General features: G+C 60.6%; 13 protein-coding genes. 7 read left to right on the top strand and 6 right to left on the bottom strand.

What is annotated here, in order from left to right; genetic code table 11:
• Positions 1-45 precede the first annotated feature (45 nt).
• Positions 46-1161 (bottom strand): Fic family protein, encoded by a 1116-nt coding sequence (locus tag BLV45_RS16400; RefSeq protein WP_090534963.1) that lies wholly within the window; start codon positions 1159-1161, stop codon positions 46-48.
• A 427-nt stretch (positions 1162-1588) separates the two neighbouring features.
• Between BLV45_RS16400 and BLV45_RS16405 the strand changes: the two genes are divergently transcribed.
• Complete coding sequence (locus BLV45_RS16405) at positions 1589-2608, top strand: HNH endonuclease (RefSeq protein ID WP_090534965.1); 1020 nt, start codon at positions 1589-1591, stop codon at positions 2606-2608.
• Positions 2609-2762: 154 nt separating this feature from the next.
• On the opposite strand, the gene gyrB is transcribed toward BLV45_RS16405, so the two are convergent.
• The 3 genes from gyrB to dnaA form a co-directional block, all read right to left on the bottom strand.
• Complete coding sequence (gene gyrB / locus BLV45_RS16410) at positions 2763-5234, bottom strand: DNA topoisomerase (ATP-hydrolyzing) subunit B (RefSeq protein WP_090534967.1); 2472 nt, start codon at positions 5232-5234, stop codon at positions 2763-2765.
• Between the two features lie 124 nt (positions 5235-5358).
• Positions 5359-6462: a DNA polymerase III subunit beta gene (dnaN, locus tag BLV45_RS16415; RefSeq protein ID WP_090534969.1), complete on the bottom strand. Its 1104-nt coding sequence runs from the start codon at positions 6460-6462 to the stop codon at positions 5359-5361.
• Between the two features lie 233 nt (positions 6463-6695).
• Positions 6696-8249 carry a chromosomal replication initiator protein DnaA gene (dnaA, locus tag BLV45_RS16420; protein ID WP_090534971.1) on the bottom strand — a complete coding sequence of 518 codons (1554 nt, stop codon included), beginning with the start codon at positions 8247-8249 and terminating at the stop codon, positions 6696-6698.
• Positions 8250-8632: 383 nt separating this feature from the next.
• On the opposite strand from dnaA, the gene rpmH reads away from it, so the two are divergent.
• The 4 genes from rpmH to yidC all read left to right on the top strand — a co-directional run bounded on the left by rpmH (position 8633) and on the right by yidC (position 11301).
• The gene (gene rpmH / locus BLV45_RS16425; protein WP_004198824.1) at positions 8633-8767 is read left to right on the top strand and encodes a 50S ribosomal protein L34; all 135 of its coding nucleotides are present in this window, start codon (positions 8633-8635) and stop codon (positions 8765-8767) included.
• Positions 8768-8791: 24 nt separating this feature from the next.
• Positions 8792-9307: a ribonuclease P protein component gene (rnpA, locus tag BLV45_RS16430; RefSeq protein ID WP_407671024.1), complete on the top strand. Its 516-nt coding sequence runs from the start codon at positions 8792-8794 to the stop codon at positions 9305-9307.
• A gap of 62 nt (positions 9308-9369) precedes the next feature.
• On the top strand, positions 9370-9600 hold the full coding sequence (gene yidD / locus BLV45_RS16435) for a membrane protein insertion efficiency factor YidD (RefSeq protein WP_133661444.1): 231 nt from the start codon (positions 9370-9372) through the stop codon (positions 9598-9600).
• Positions 9601-9630: 30 nt separating this feature from the next.
• Positions 9631-11301 (top strand): membrane protein insertase YidC, encoded by a 1671-nt coding sequence (gene yidC / locus BLV45_RS16440; RefSeq protein WP_090534976.1) that lies wholly within the window; start codon positions 9631-9633, stop codon positions 11299-11301.
• 111 nt (positions 11302-11412) lie between these two features.
• On the opposite strand, the gene BLV45_RS16445 is transcribed toward yidC, so the two are convergent.
• Entirely contained in the window at positions 11413-11877 is a 465-nt protein-coding gene (locus tag BLV45_RS16445) for a transcriptional regulator (RefSeq protein ID WP_090535285.1), read from the bottom strand.
• Between the two features lie 363 nt (positions 11878-12240).
• On the opposite strand from BLV45_RS16445, the gene mnmE reads away from it, so the two are divergent.
• Both mnmE and dinD read left to right on the top strand, forming a co-directional pair.
• Positions 12241-13641 (top strand): tRNA uridine-5-carboxymethylaminomethyl(34) synthesis GTPase MnmE, encoded by a 1401-nt coding sequence (gene mnmE / locus BLV45_RS16450; RefSeq protein WP_090534979.1) that lies wholly within the window; start codon positions 12241-12243, stop codon positions 13639-13641.
• A 379-nt stretch (positions 13642-14020) separates the two neighbouring features.
• The gene (gene dinD / locus BLV45_RS16455) at positions 14021-14863 is read left to right on the top strand and encodes a DNA damage-inducible protein D (RefSeq protein WP_245753322.1); all 843 of its coding nucleotides are present in this window, start codon (positions 14021-14023) and stop codon (positions 14861-14863) included.
• A gap of 549 nt (positions 14864-15412) precedes the next feature.
• Here the strand turns inward: dinD and BLV45_RS27600 are convergent.
• Positions 15413-15580, bottom strand: a complete 168-nt coding sequence (locus BLV45_RS27600) for a hypothetical protein (protein ID WP_176954184.1) — start codon at positions 15578-15580, stop codon at positions 15413-15415.
• Positions 15581-15689 lie beyond the last annotated feature (109 nt).

Consider the following 15689-nt stretch of genomic DNA (forward strand, 5'->3'; position numbering starts at 1 on the left):
GATCAGCGAACCCGGCGGCGCCGGGTTCGCGTTGTGAGGCAAGCGCTAATTGATGAGCTCGTAGGCTGTACTCCGGCCACTCGCAGCGGATTTACGCAATGCGCCAAGCACGACAAGCTCTCCGATATCGCGCAACGCAGTATCCTGGGAGCACTTCGCGATCGCGGCCCACTTACTGCTTGTCAATTTCCCCTCGAAGCCGTCCAACAGTCGATTAAGCAGTTTCACCTGGCGTTCGTTCAAAGGCGTTCCAGCCCACCGCTGCCAGAAGCGCGTTTTGGCGAGAACCGCATCGACTGTTTGTTGCGCGTTTCCCACCGCGCGATTCAGGGTCTTCAAAAACCACAGCAACCACTCAGTGATATCGAGCGAGCCTTTCTGCGTGCGTTCGAGAACGTCGTAGTAGGCGCTGCACTCTCGCTGGATTTGCGCTGAGAGACTGTAAAAACGTTGCGGGCTGCCGTCGGCGCGGGCAAGCAACAAGTCTCCGATCGCTCGTGCGATGCGGCCATTACCGTCGCCAAAGGGATGCAGCGTCACGAGCCAGAGGTGTGCGAGTCCCGCCTTGATGAGCGCGGGCTGACCTGAATCGTTGTTGATCCAGTTGAGGAAGCTCGTCATCGCGTCGTTCAGGCGACTGGCCGGAGGCGCCTCGAAATGGGCGCGTTGGTGGCCTATCGGCCCCGACACGACCTGCATGGGGCCGTTGGCATCGTCGCGCCATACGCCGACCTCGATTCGGGACATGCCGCTGTAACCGGTCGGGAACAACGCTGCGTGCCATGCGAATAGCCGGTCGGCTGTTACCGGACCGACGCAGTTGATTGTGGCGTCCAGCACCATCTCGACCACGCCTTCCACGTGGCGGTCGACAGGAGCCAACGCCCCTATGTCCACACCCAGGCGACGCGCGATTGAGGACCGTACCGATTGCGCATTGAGCTGTTCACCCTCGATCTCGCTCGTTTTCAGTACGTCTTCGGTGAGCGCAGCAAGGCTGGCCTGGTCGCGCAGAGCCACGCCGACGTCGGCCAGACGGCCAAGCAGTAGCCCCTGCGCCTGCGCTACGTCCGTCAGGGCTGACGTAACCCGCGACAGGTCGTACCGCCATTCCGGCCAAGCAGGGTCCTGCCAGATATAGGTCCAATCTCCGCTTTTCATGCGGAGATTATGCGGTGCAATCGCCACGTCCGCAAGCTATTCGCCGCAAAATTTGCGGTGAATCTGAGGGTTATTCGCCGCAGCGATGCTTGGACCGACGCCCCTCGCTTACCATCCTTCGAGCTAGCCCTGACTTGAGGTTCTGCACAGGAATCTGCCCAAAAACCAACCTTTGCCCGCGATCCGTTGTCGGGACAACTGGGTTTTCATCCTTGCTTTGTTCGGCGAACAACTAAGCACGATGACGCCAGGCGGCCTGTGTCCCGAGCAATCAGGCACCCGACGTTACCTCCTCAAGGCTCCCGAATGAAGACGCTGCGAACTGGTTTTTATGTCAATTAGCTGAGAATGCTGAATGGAGAAGATATAAGTCGCTCAAGAACGTGGGCAAATTGCCGTTTACCTAGCAATTAACCAAGAGAGCGAAATGACCACGAGCGTAATGGCGAGCCCGCGAGCATGGTCACTTCTCACGATCGACGGTGCCCGGCAGTACGGAGGAAACGCTGGATATGCGGACAATCCGGAAGAGGTTTACCGTTATGACAGTGATGTCGCCAACTACCGGCAGGTGTCAGAAGACGACGTGATCATTCTGCGATCCCGCTCCGATGTCATCGGTGTTGCTCGGATCGAGAAGATCCTCTCTGAGCAAGGTGCGAAGGAACGTCTTCGTTGTCCGCATTGCCATGTCACCAACATCAAAGAGCGGGCAACAATGCAGCCGCGGTGGGCGTGCAAAAACCGACACACGTTTGAGGAGCCCGAGCGGCAGACCGTTACTGTCGGTACGTTCGAGGCTCACTACGGCAGAACCTTTCGTCCGGCTCCCCCAACGTTGACACTGACTCGTTTGAATGAGGCAGTCATGCGGCCGAGCGACCAAATGTCGATTAAGGAGCTCGATCTCGGCCGAATAGAGGAATGGCTCCGAACCGATAGCGGTTGTCATCAGCTGGTCGTTGATTACGCCAGCGCGATCGCGCCGGACGGGGCGGCGCAAAATGATACTGGTCTTGAGGCGCCCACGTCGATCATCGAAACGCGACGACGCGTACTGCGTGAAGTGAATCTGAGGCGAGGACAGCCGCAATTCCGGGAGCGGCTCATCCGGCGCTATGGCAACGCCTGCCAGATCAGCGCATGCACCTTCCCGGGTCTTGTCGAAGCGGCCCACATCACCCCCTATGCTCTCACCTACGAAAATGGCGCTCATAATGGGCTTCTTTTACGTAGCGACCTTCATACCCTCTTCGATCTAGGGCTGCTGGCAGTCGACCCCGCCAGCATGGCTGTTGCACTGCACCCTGCGTTACTAATGACGGACTATGTATCTTTTGAAGGCCGACTACTGTTCACGAATGGAACTACCGGCCCCGATCGCGCGGCACTTGCTGAGCGATGGAAATTCTTCAAGAGCCAGTTGTCTCGCAGTGGAGGGCTGTAATTGAAGTACAGATCTATTGATCTGCCCTTCAACTGCCCCGAGTTAGCAACTTCAAGGTTGCATGGTTACGCTGCCTGTCGCTGCTCGCCCTGAAGGCGAGCGCGACCTTCCAAGATGCGGGATTTCATCAGCTTGGCGACCGCGGCGAACAAGATCAAACATCAATATTCCCCGCCCTCAACGCATTCGACTCAATAAACGCTCTCCGCGGCTCAACATCATCGCCCATCAAGGTGGTGAAGATCCCATCCGCAGCAATAGCATCCTCGATCTGCACACGAAGCAAACGCCTCACAGCCGGATCCATCGTCGTTTCCCAAAGCTGCCCAGGATTCATCTCACCGAGACCCTTATAACGCTGCTTGGAAACATTCCGCTCAGCATCCGCAATCAACCACTTCATAGCACTCTTGAAGTCGGTAACCGCCATACTCCGCTCACCACGCTTGATAACAGCGCCAGTCCCAATCAACCCCTTGAACGTATTAGCGGTATTAACAAGCTGCTGATAATCCGCAGTCAGCTGAAACTCTTCATCGAGAACAGAAACCTTCTGATTCCCGTGATGCGTCCTTGAAACCTTAAGCGAGCGCAACTCACGAACAGGGTCATACATCGACGACACCTTCACCTCAGGCTTCAGCGGGTCATCCCGCAACTTGGCCTCAAGCGCCCTGGCAGACGCGTCTGTAGAAGCCTCGCTAGAGAGATCAATCAAAACCCCATCCATCACAGCCTCAAGCGCGCCAGCGTCATACAACCGGCTCAACCGATCCACAACAGCCTGCGCCAGCAAATAAGAACGCGCCAGCTCACCCAAAGCATCGCCAGCAATCGGCGTCGCCCCTTCCGATGGCAGCAGCTCCGAGCCGTTCAAAGCCAGCTTCAACATATGCGCATTCAAATCAGCAGCATCCTTCAGATACCGCTCATCCTTCCCGGCCTTCACCTTGTACAAAGGCGGCTGCGCGATATAGATATACCCGCGCTCGATCATCTCCGGCATCTGCCGATAGAAGAACGTGAGCAGCAGCGTCCGGATGTGCGCGCCGTCCACGTCCGCATCGGTCATGATGATGATGCGGTGATAGCGCAGCTTGTCGAGGTTGTAATCCTCTTTACCGATACCGCATCCCAAAGCAGTAATCAACGTCACGAGCTGTTCCGAAGAAAGCAGCTTGTCATACCGCGCCTTCTCGACGTTCAGCACCTTGCCGCGTAGCGGCAAAATAGCCTGAAACTTCCGGTCACGCCCCTGCTTCGCCGAGCCGCCTGCCGAGTCACCCTCGACGATATAAATCTCCGACTTCGCCGGATCCTTCTCCTGGCAATCCGCGAGCTTGCCCGGCAAACCGACGCCATCCAGCACGCCCTTGCGCCGCGTCATCTCACGCGCCTTGCGCGCCGCGTCGCGCGCACGCGCCGCGTCGACGATCTTGCCGCAGATGATCTTCGCGTCGTTCGGCGTTTCCAGCAGGAATTCTTCGAGCGCCTTCGCCACCACGTCCTCGACCGGCGCGCGCACTTCGGAAGAAACCAGCTTGTCCTTCGTCTGCGCGCTGAACTTCGGCTCCGGCACCTTCACCGAAAGCACGCACGAAAGCCCTTCGCGCATGTCGTCGCCGGACGTCTCGACCTTCGCCTTCTTCGCCACTTCGTGATCGGCGATGTACTTGTTCAACACGCGCGTCATCGCCGCACGCAAGCCGGTCAGGTGAGTGCCGCCGTCGCGCTGCGGAATGTTGTTCGTGAAGCACAGCACGTTCTCGTTGTAGCTGTCGTTCCACTGCATCGCCACTTCGACGCCCACGCCGTCCTTCTCGCCGCTCACGTGGAAAATCGTGGGGTGCAGCACGGACTTCGTCTTGTTGATGTACTCGACGAAACCCTTCACGCCGCCCACAAACGCGAAATCGTCTTCCTTGCCCGAGCGCTGGTCGGTCAAACGGATACGCACGCCGTTATTCAGGAACGACAGTTCGCGAATGCGCTTCGCGAGAATGTCGTAGTGATATTCGACGTTGCCGAAAATCGTCTCGTCGGCCATGAAATGCACTTCGGTGCCGCGATTTTCCGTATCGCCCACCACCTGGATCGGCGACACAGCCACGCCGTCGATCTCTTCGATCAAGCGGTTCTGCGGCACGCCACGGTGGAACTCCATGAAGTGCTTCTTGCCGTCGCGGCGAATCGTGAGGCGCAGCCACCCCGACAGCGCGTTCACGCACGACACGCCCACGCCGTGCAGGCCGCCCGACACCTTGTAGCTGTTCTGGTCGAACTTGCCGCCCGCGTGCAGCTCGGTCATCACGATTTCCGCGGCGCTGCGCTTCGGATCGTGCTTGTCGTCCATCTTGAGACCGGTCGGCACGCCGCGGCCGTTGTCGGTGATCGAGATCGAGTTATCCGCGTGGATGATCACCTTGATGTCGTTACAGTGGCCCGCGAGCGCTTCGTCGATCGAGTTGTCCAGCACTTCGAATACGAGGTGATGCAGACCGGTGCCGTCCGACGTATCGCCGATGTACATCCCAGGCCGCTTGCGCACCGCCTCCAGACCTTCAAGGATCTGAATGGACGAGGCGCCGTAGCTGTTGTCGGGTTGCGAATTGTTCAGTTCAGTCATGGATTTTTTCCGGTTCTGCGTTACTGCTGCATTGCTGCCTTGTTACTGCTCGGGACTTTTCAAAACACCATAAAAACGCCAAAGGGGCACTGCGCCCCTTGGTGTCATCTGGTTGTCGAACGCTTTAAATGCGCATCGGCATCACGACGTACTTGAATTCCTCGTTCTCGGGAATCGTGATCAGCGCACTGGAACTGGCATCGCCGAGGCTCACTTCCAGCATGTCGACCTTCAGGTTCGCGAGCACGTCGAGCAGATACGTGACGTTGAACCCCATATCGACGCTGTCGCCGGTATAAGCGATTTCCAGTTCTTCCTGCGCCTCTTCCTGATCGGCGTTGGTGGACATGATCTTCAGCTGGCCCGGCTCGATGATGCAGCGCACGCCCTTGAATTTGTCCGACGTCAGAATCGCCGCGCGCTGGAGCGAGCGCTGCAATTCTTCTCGGCCGATCACAAACTTGTTCTTGTGCGTTTTCGGAATCACGCGCTGGAAGTCGGGGAACTTGCCTTCCACCAGCTTCGACACCAGTTCGACCTGGCCGAACGTGAACTTCACCTGCGTCGGCGCGATGTCGATCTTCAGCGTGTCGTCGATGTCTTCGAGCAGACGCTGCAACTCGAGAATCGTCTTGCGCGGAATGATCACTTCCTGACGCGGAAACGACCCCTCGATCTTCATCGAGGAAAACGCCAGACGGTGGCCATCGGTCGCAACCGCCATCAGCTGGTCGCCGTCGACTACCAGCAACATGCCGTTCAGGTAGTAACGGATGTCCTGCTGCGCCATCGAGAAATGGACCATGCCGAGCAACTGGCGGAACGTCTTCTGGGGAACCACCAGATTCGCGCCGAAGTCTTTAGCCTGGGCGACGGTCGGGAATTCGTCGGCCGCCAGCGTTTGCAGCGCGAAGCGGCTCTTGCCGGACTGCACCGTGAGACGCTTGTCGTTCAGGGTGAGCGTGACCTGGCCGTCGGGCATCGCGCGCAGAATGTCGAGCAGCTTGCGCGCGGCGACGGTCGTGGCAACCGATTCGCCGCCGACGCCGAAATCGGCGTGCGTGGTGATCTGAAGCTCGAGGTCCGTCGACAGGAACGACACGTCAGAGCCGTTCTTGGTAATCAGCAAGTTGGCGAGGATCGGCAACGTATGGCGGCGTTCTACGATGCCGCTCACGGTTTGCAGCGGCCTGAGGAGGTTATCGCGTTCGGTCTTGACCAGTTGCATAGAGTTCCTTCGTTATGTGACGGCCTGCGCGCCTCGTCCGGCAGCTTGATGCGCGTGGGCCCCGCCCCCCGCTGGCTGGCGCCACGCTGCGCCAGTCACGGCGTGAAATCCGCCCCCGGCCGCCGGGCGGTTAAACCTGTATTGTGCCTTAAAACGGAACCGCTCCACTAAAATGGGGGCGAGTTCAGCAATAAACAGAGCGGATTGCGCCGCTCACGCACTCAATTCCGCGTTTAACCCTTGAGCGTCTGTTCCAGAACGTGCAATTCGTGATTGAGCTGCGCATCCTTGCTGCGCTCGTCGGCGATCTTGCGCACCGCGTGCAGCACGGTGGTGTGATCGCGTCCGCCAAACAGCTCGCCGATTTCCGGCAGGCTTTTCTGGGTCAGTTCCTTCGCCAGATACATCGCGATCTGCCGCGGCCGCGCGATATTCGCCGGACGCTTCTTCGAATACATGTCCGCGACCTTGATGTTGTAAAAGTCGGCGGCCGTTTTCTGGATGTTTTCCACTGAAATCTGGCGGTTCTGCACCGTCAGCAGGTCCTTAAGCGCCTCTTTCGTGACTTCGATCGAGATTTCGCGGCCGTGGAACTTCGAATACGCGAGAATCTTGCGCAGCGCGCCTTCGAGTTCGCGCACGTTCGAGCGCAGATGCTTCGCGACGAAAAACGCGACGTCCTCATTCAGGCTCACGCCTTCCGACTGCGCCTTGCGCATCAGGATCGCGACGCGCATTTCCAGTTCGGGCGGCTCGATCGCGACGGTCAGGCCGGAATCGAAGCGCGAGATCAGCCGGTCGTCGATACCCGAGATTTCCTTCGGATACGTATCGCTCGTGATGATCACCTGCGCCTTGTTCGCGACGAGCGCCTCGAACGCGTAGAAGAATTCTTCCTGAGTACGCGATTTGCCGGAGAAGAACTGGATATCGTCGATCAGCAGCAGGTCGAGCGAGTGGTAATAGCGCTTGAAGTCGTCGAATGCCTTGCGCTGGTACGCCTTCACGACGTCGGACACATATTGTTCCGCGTGGATGTAGCGGATGCGCGCGCCGGCCTTGTCCATCAGCAACTGGTTGCCGATCGCGTGGATCAGGTGGGTCTTGCCGAGGCCGACGCCGCCGTACAGGAACAGCGGGTTATACGAGATGCCCGGATTGTCGGCGACCTGGATCGCCGCGGCACGCGCCAGCTGGTTCGCCTTGCCGGTCACGAAGTTGTCGAACGTGAGCACGGGGTTCAGCTTCGAGCGCTCATACATCGAGTCGGTTTCGCCATTGCCGGTGCCGGCGCCCGAACCCGGACGCCACGTGCGGCGTGCAGCGGCGGCTTCGTTGGCGTCGAGGCTGGGCAGGTCGAGATCGGCGTGATCGTCGGCCGCGTGAATGGCTGCCGCCTGCGCGGCGCTGCCATTACCGGCGCGCATGGCGTGTGCAGCCTGAACGGCGCTCACGGCGGCATCGACGGCGGCGGCGCCGGAATTCATCTGCGGCGACATGGGACGCGACGGCTGCGGCGCGGCAGGCGCACGCAAACCGGCCTTCGGATCGAGAACAAACTGGACATCGACCGGCGCCTGCCAGAAATCGCGTGCCAGATCGGAGATCCGGCCCGAGAACTGGCTCTTGACCCAGTCGAGCTTGAAACGGTTGGGCGCAGCGATGCGCAAGGTATTTGCAGCGGCGTCGAAGGCGACCGGGGCCAACGGTTTGATCCACGTCACGTACTGCTGGGGCGTCAGCTCGCGCTCCAGCAATGCCGAACAGTGTTGCCAGAAATCATTCATCGAGTTGCTGTAATTTTAAGCACAGCGGTCCGCGGCCGCCCCCACCGCGAATTTCGCGACAAGGCCCGGTACAGCCGAGCGGACAGGTTCCAGGTGCTTGTGCCACAAGGGTTTGGGCAGGGCAAGCGGGCCGGAGCGGCGTGCATGATTTTTGGGAAGTAAGGCGAGATTCTACCGCCAAAAGCGCGCGCAAAGGGAGTTATCCACAGGGTCCGATCAAGCGGTGAGCCCGTGTCCAGCCTGGGGATCACCGCTCTAAACTATTGACGACCAAGAGAAAACCGGTTTAAATAGCGGGTTCCGCGAAAACCAATTTTTGAACCACCGGCCATTGCACTTTCCGCGATGCTCGCGCGGTTATTTCTCTGTCAAGTGAGAGCAACATGAAACGTACTTACCAACCTTCCGTTACCCGTCGCAAGCGTACCCATGGCTTTCGCGTCCGCATGAAGACCGCCGGTGGCCGCAAGGTGATCAACGCACGCCGCGCGAAGGGCCGCAAGCGCCTCGCCATCTAAGGCTGAAGCGCAGGTTTGCGACCATTGCGCGCTGTGTCCGAAGCCCGCGACGTCAGCCGCGCTGCGGGAACGGCAGGAGCGCCGCATCAGGGCTCGGTTCCGTTGCGAGCGCAAGCCGCCTTTCCCAAAGCCGCAAGGCTACTGAAAACGGATGAATTTTCATCCGTTTTTCGTTTGCGCCCGTGGCGCCGGTCGGCTCATTTCGTTGTCTACGGCAGGCCGACAGGCAACGAAGCGCGCCTCGGTCTCGTGATCGGCAAGAAGTATGCGCCGCGCGCGGTCACCCGCAATCTGGTGCGCCGCATCGCGCGTGAAGCTTTCCGGCTGCGTCGCGCGGAGTTCGGCGGTTGGGACGTGCTGCTGCGGCTTCACACGAAGTTCGACCGGAAGGCGATGCCCGCTGCGTCGTCGCCACCGTTGAAAACGCTGTGCCGCAGCGAAATCGAAGCGTTGCTCGACAAGGCCGCTCGCGAAATCACCCGCCGCCAGGCGCCGCCGGCCGAATCGCCCGCAACGCCCGACGCACCCGTGACGGAATGACGCCCGCGCGCAGGCGCCAGTTGCTTCTCCACACAGCGCGGCGCACTCTGGCCGCACTTGCCATGCAAACGGTACTTTTCGCTTTACTGCGTTTCTACAAGGTTGCCGTGAGCCCCCTGCTCGGCAGCCGGTGCCGCTTTTACCCTTCCTGTTCGGATTACGCGCGCGAAGCAATCCAGTATCATGGCGCCGCGCGTGGTACTTATCTCGCCGCCAGGCGCCTGTGCCGCTGCCATCCGTTTTCCGCGGGCGGCATCGATCTCGTCCCGCCTCCCACTTCTGAAAAGCGCTGACGCGCCGTTCCATCGACACTGAGACAACGCATGGATATTAAACGCACCGTCCTATGGGTCATCTTCTTCATGTCAGCGGTCATGCTGTTCGACAACTGGCAACGCGACCACGGACGTCCGTCGATGTTCTTCCCGAACACGTCGGCCACGAAGACCGCTCCGGGCGCAGCACCGGGCACGACCACGCCGGGCACGTCGGGCGCCGAGCTTCCGCAGGCAGCCGCTGGCGCCGCGCCGGGCGGCGCGCCCGCGCCCGCTACTCAGGCGGCCGCCCAGCTGATCCACTTCCACACCGACGTCTATGACGGCGAAATCGACACGCGTGGCGGCACGCTGTCGAAGCTTTCGCTCATGAAAGAAGGCGACGGCAAGCAGCCCGACCTGTACATCACGCTGTTCGACCACACCGCGACGCACACGTATCTGGCGCGCACGGGGCTGCTCGGCGGCGATTTCCCGAACCACAACGACATCTACACCCCGGTCGCCGGCCAGCCGCATGACCTGACGGGCGACGCGAAATCGATGCAGATCAGCTTCGAATCGCCGGTGAAGGGTGGCGTGAAGGTCGTGAAGACGTACACGTTCACGCGCGGCAGCTACGTGATCGGCGTCGACACGAAGATCGTCAACGTCGGCACCGTGCCGGTTACGCCCACGCTGTACATGGAACTCGTGCGCGACAGCCAGCCGGTCGACACGCCGCGCTTCTCGCACACGTTCATGGGGCCGGCGGTCTACACGGAACAGCATCACTTCCAGAAGATCGACTTCAGCGACATCGACAAGAACAAGGCGACGTTCGCGTCTTCCGCCGACAACGGCTGGATCGCGATGGTGCAGCATTACTTCGCATCGGCGTGGATCCCCACGCAGGGCGCGAAGCGCGACATCTACGTCGAGAAGATCGATCCGACGCTCTACCGCGTCGGCGTGAAGCAGCCGGTCGCGACGATCGCGCCGGGACAGTCGGTCGACGTGCAGTCGCGTCTCTTCGCCGGTCCGGAAGAAGAGCGCATGCTCGAAAGCGTCGCGCCGGGCCTCGAACTCGTGAAGGACTATGGCTACGTCACGATCATCGCGAAGCCGCTCTTCTGGCTGCTCGAGAAGATCCACAGCTTTGTCGGCAACTGGGGCTGGTCGATCATCCTGCTGACGCTGCTGATCAAGGCCGTGTTCTTCCCGCTGTCGGCGGCGAGCTACAAGTCGATGGCGCGCATGAAGGCGATCACGCCGCGCATGCAGGCGCTGCGCGAACGCTTCAAGGGCGATCCGCAGAAGATGAACTCGGCGCTGATGGAGTTGTACAAGACCGAGAAGGTGAATCCGTTCGGCGGCTGTCTGCCGGTCGTGATCCAGATTCCGGTGTTCATCTCGCTGTACTGGGTGCTGCTGTCGTCGGTGGAAATGCGCGGCGCGCCGTGGATTCTCTGGATTCACGATCTGTCGCAGCAGGATCCGTTCTTCATCCTGCCGGTGCTGATGGCCGTCTCGATGTTCCTGCAAACGCGCCTGAACCCGACGCCGCCGGATCCGGTTCAAGCCAAGATGATGATGTTCATGCCGATCGCGTTCTCGGTCATGTTCTTCTTCTTCCCGGCCGGCCTCGTGCTGTACTACGTGGTGAACAACGTGCTGTCGATCGCGCAGCAGTACTACATCACGCGCATGATGGGTCAGGGCGCGAAGAAAGCCGCCTGACGCCCAGCCTCGTGAACGGTGGGTACGCCGGCCGTTCACGACGAAGCTGACGAAGAAAGCCGCCCGGTTTTTGCGCCGGGCGGCTTTTTTTACGCGATTCTGGCGCGTGAATCAGCGCGAATCGCCTGGCGGCGGCGGTGGGCTTTTAACGCTCAAACGGTTACACGCGTCGCCGTAAAACTGCGCGACGAGTTCGTGGATCAGATACCGGTGATGCGGCTTCAACGCCTCGATCTTCGCGGACAACTCCAGCGCCTCGGCGGAAAGCCCCGTCGCACTGGCGGGCGGCAACGGCCCTGGCACCGCGCGCGACGCTTCCACGGGTGCCGGCCCGTAGTGCAGCCAATGCAGATCGACCTTGAACCACTCGGCGAGTGTCTGCAGTTTGTCGTTGGTTGGAATCGTGCGCGCGCTCAGCCACTTGTGAACCGTCTGCGGCGAGACAGGTTGAGCGCCGCGGTGGCGCAGGTTGAAATGCAGCGCGAGATCCGTGCCGCCCCGCAGTTTTTCCGGCGCGCGGTTCATCGCGAATTTCAGACGCTCGGCAAAAGCCGTTTTCTCTTCGATGGTGGGCATGCACGAGATTGTGCCGTTGCGACCCGTGCCCACTGACAACCTCGTGCGATAAATTTAGCTCGACGGCATCGTATGGCGTCTTCGCGGCATCATCCGGTTCTCGTGCGCCCACGCGGCCTCTCAGCACGCATCTGAGCGTCGGTAGGATTTTTGCCGCAGCAGCGTCAGCGCCGAAGTCACCGCCTTCCAATCGCTGGACCTATCGCGATTAAGATAAATCGGGAATCGTCTTAGGCCTTTTGGCCGAGGTCCGAATTCGCGCGACAGGCGAAGGCGCACGAGACGCGCACGTTACAATGTCTGGCACCGTGCGATCCTCGCCACGCCACGTGTTTTCTGCGGTTTTCTCTTCGTTCGCCCACCATGCTCACTACCGATTCCGATCCGATTGTCGCCATCGCCACCGCGCCCGGGCGAAGTGGGATCGGTGTCGTACGGATCTCGTTCGGCCGCGCCGGTGAGGCCGCTGCCGAACCGCTGATGCTGGCGCTGACCGGTCAGTCGCTGGCGCCGCGCCATGCGAGCTACGTGCCTTTTCTCGATGGCGGCGGCCATGCGCTCGACCGCGGTATCGCGCTGTACTTTCCGGCGCCGCATTCCTACACCGGCGAGCATGTCCTCGAACTGCAGGGCCACGGCGGTCCGATCGTGCTGCAGCTCGTGCTGCAACGGTGTATCGATGCGGGTCGCGCCGTCGGGCTGCGGCTCGCGGAGCCTGGCGAATTCACGCGCCGTGCGTTTCTCAACGACAAGCTGGATCTGGCGCAGGCCGAGGCCGTCGCCGACCTGATCGAGGCGAGCACCGAGGCCGCCGCGCGCTCGGCCGGCCGCTCGCTCGAAGGCGCGTTTTCGCGCGACATTCACGCGCTGGTCGACGAGGTCATCACGCTACGCATGCTCGTCGAGGCGACACTCGATTTCCCCGAGGAAGAGATCGACTTTCTGGAGGCGGCCGACGCCCGCGGCAAGCTCTCGCGTATCCGCGAGCGGCTGGCGGACGTGCTGAGCGAGGCGCGTCAGGGCGCGTTGCTGCGCGAAGGGTTGTCGGTGGTGCTGGCGGGCCAGCCGAACGTCGGCAAGTCGTCGTTGCTGAACGCGCTCGCGGGCGCGGAACTGGCGATTGTCACGCCGATCGCCGGCACGACACGCGACAAGGTCACGCAGACAATCCAGATCGAGGGCATTCCACTGCACGTGATCGATACCGCCGGCCTGCGCGAAACGGAAGACGAAGTCGAAAAGATCGGCATCGCGCGCACCTGGAGCGAGATCGAACGCGCGGATGTCGTGCTGCATCTGCTCGACGCACGCGAGGGCATGACGCCGGGAGACGGCCCGATCGCAGCGCGTTTTCCGCCGGGCGTGCCGGTCGTGCGCGTGATGAACAAGACCGATCTCACCGGCCTCGCGCCGTCGGTGACGAAGCTCGACGACACCGGCGGCGCCGATCTGCGCGAGGTGCGGCTGTCGGCGAAGAAGGTCGACGGCATTTCGCTGTTGCGCGCGGAACTGCTACGCATCGCGGGATGGCAGGCGGGCGCGGAGAGCGTGTATCTGGCCCGGGAGCGGCATCTGATCGCGCTGCGCGCGGCGCAGGAACATCTCGGTACGGCCGCCCGGCACGCGGACCAGAGCGCGCAGGCACTCGATCTCTTCGCCGAGGAACTGCGGCTTGCACAGGAACAGTTGAATTCGATCACCGGCGAGTTCACCTCCGATGATCTGCTCGGGGTGATTTTCAGCCGCTTTTGTATTGGGAAGTGATCGGTCGCCGGGCAGTGTCCAGGGTTCACAACACGGTCTCCCAAGCGCTTTTGCAAGCTTTCACTATTGCTCCCACGTTCGCCAAACTTCTGCCATTGACAGCCACGGTCACCAGTACAGAACCAACCAGTCGTCACGATCGGCGAATTATCCAGCCACCAGCCTGATGGCGGCTCGGGAGCACACCCGCCGCTACGCGGAAATGGCTGCAGGCGGCGTCTCGCCGATGCGCGGATCGACGAAGGACGCAAGCTGTTCCTCGGCAAATTTGGCTCCGCGACCTGATCTCTACCACCTGTACAAAAAAACAGTATTCCGATCTACAATTATCGGCAATTGTTGCCAAACGGCGGCAACCACCCCAGCAAGGGAGGTGTCAGTGGTAAATAGCAACGTGATAGAAGCGCTCCACCATAGAACCTTCGAAAGCATCAAGCAGATCAATGACAGCGGCTCGGAGTTCTGGTTTGCTCGTGACCTCGCGCCACTGCTTGATTACCCGCAATGGCGCAACTTCCTGCCGGTGCTGGATAAGGCTCGGAAGGCCTGCCGCCAGAGCGGGCAACAGATGGAAGACCATTTTGCGGACATGCGCAAAATGGTCGGGATCGGTTCCGGCGCGCAACGCCCGATCGACGACGTGTGCCTGTCTCGTTACGCCTGCTACCTGATCGTACAGAATGGCGACCCGTCAAAGCCGGTAATTGCTAACGGGCAAACCTATTTCGCAATGCAGACGCGCCGCCAGGAATTGGCCGACGATGCGAAGTTTGCCCAGCTCGGCGAGGACGAGCGTCGTCTTGCGATTCGCAACGAATTAGTGACGCACAACAAGCACCTCGCCGCGGCCGCGAAGGATGCGGGTGTCGAAACGCCGATCGACTACGCAATCTTTCAGGATCACGGCTATAAAGGTCTGTACGGCGGCCTTCGCAGCAAGGAAATCCACACTAGGAAAGGTCTGAAAAAGAGCCAGAAGATCCTCGACCACATGGGCAGTACGGAACTCGCTGCCAATCTGTTCCGGGCGACTCAGACCGAGGAGAAGCTGCGGCGCGATGGAATCAAGGGCAAGCAGCGAGCGAACCAGACGCACTTTGCGGTGGGCCATAAGGTGCGGGAAACGATTCAGGAATTGGGCGGTACGATGCCCGAACAACTGCCGACACCTGATACGAGTATTCAGCAGATCGAACGAGCGCAAAAGAAGCTGCCGAAATAATTTCCGTCTCGACGGCTGCACGATCAAACGACGCCATCGACCACACAGAAGAATCTGCGTGGCGCGCAGGGACGACGAGAACGAAAAGGGGGAGGAACTGTAGACGATTCGTCCAGCGACACGATCACTACAATGCTGGCTCACCCTTTTGTCATCGCACCACCCTATCTGACTATCCGCGGTTCACGATCAACCGGGCGCTCGTTCTGATCCTCCCGAACCAGCCGTTCGCGGATTGGTCTGCGGCGGCAGACCCGGGTCCAGCCCCTCTCCGTCCAACGCTCGAGGAACTTCGCGAGGACACGGACGCCTTCCTGTTGCCCGAATCAGTAATGGAGGATGAAGGTACGGCCGTGAAGTGGATCGAGACGCGCTGGCGGACGTTCTTCGTACCATCCCTGACGGACAGATCTGTTTCGCGCTGCAAAGTCGCGCAATTCACGCGGTCTGATGTTCGAAGCCGAGGCCGGCAGGACGATGACTCGCCATCCGCGTCCGGGCAAACAAACGGGCGAACGCCCAGGCTACGCCCCCGCATGCATCGCCGGTTCAATGCCGATGCCTCAAACTACGCAGCGGATGCCGCCAGTTCATGCGCTTTGACCGCACGACACGGTCCTGCAAACGCCGCTCCTGCCAGAGTTCATCGGAAAACAGGAACGCGACAATCAATAACGGCACGACCAGAAACGCGCCAAGGATGAACTTCTCAATCACGATAGCCTCCTGGATCAGCGGAGCGGCTAGTCCCTCATTCCATTGTAGGCGTCACATCCGGTGTTGTATTTTCCGCCGTACTGGCTCATCGCCAGATATTCGCCGGGCG

The organism is Paraburkholderia sartisoli (assembly GCF_900107685.1).
Taxonomy (GTDB): domain Bacteria; phylum Pseudomonadota; class Gammaproteobacteria; order Burkholderiales; family Burkholderiaceae; genus Paraburkholderia; species Paraburkholderia sartisoli.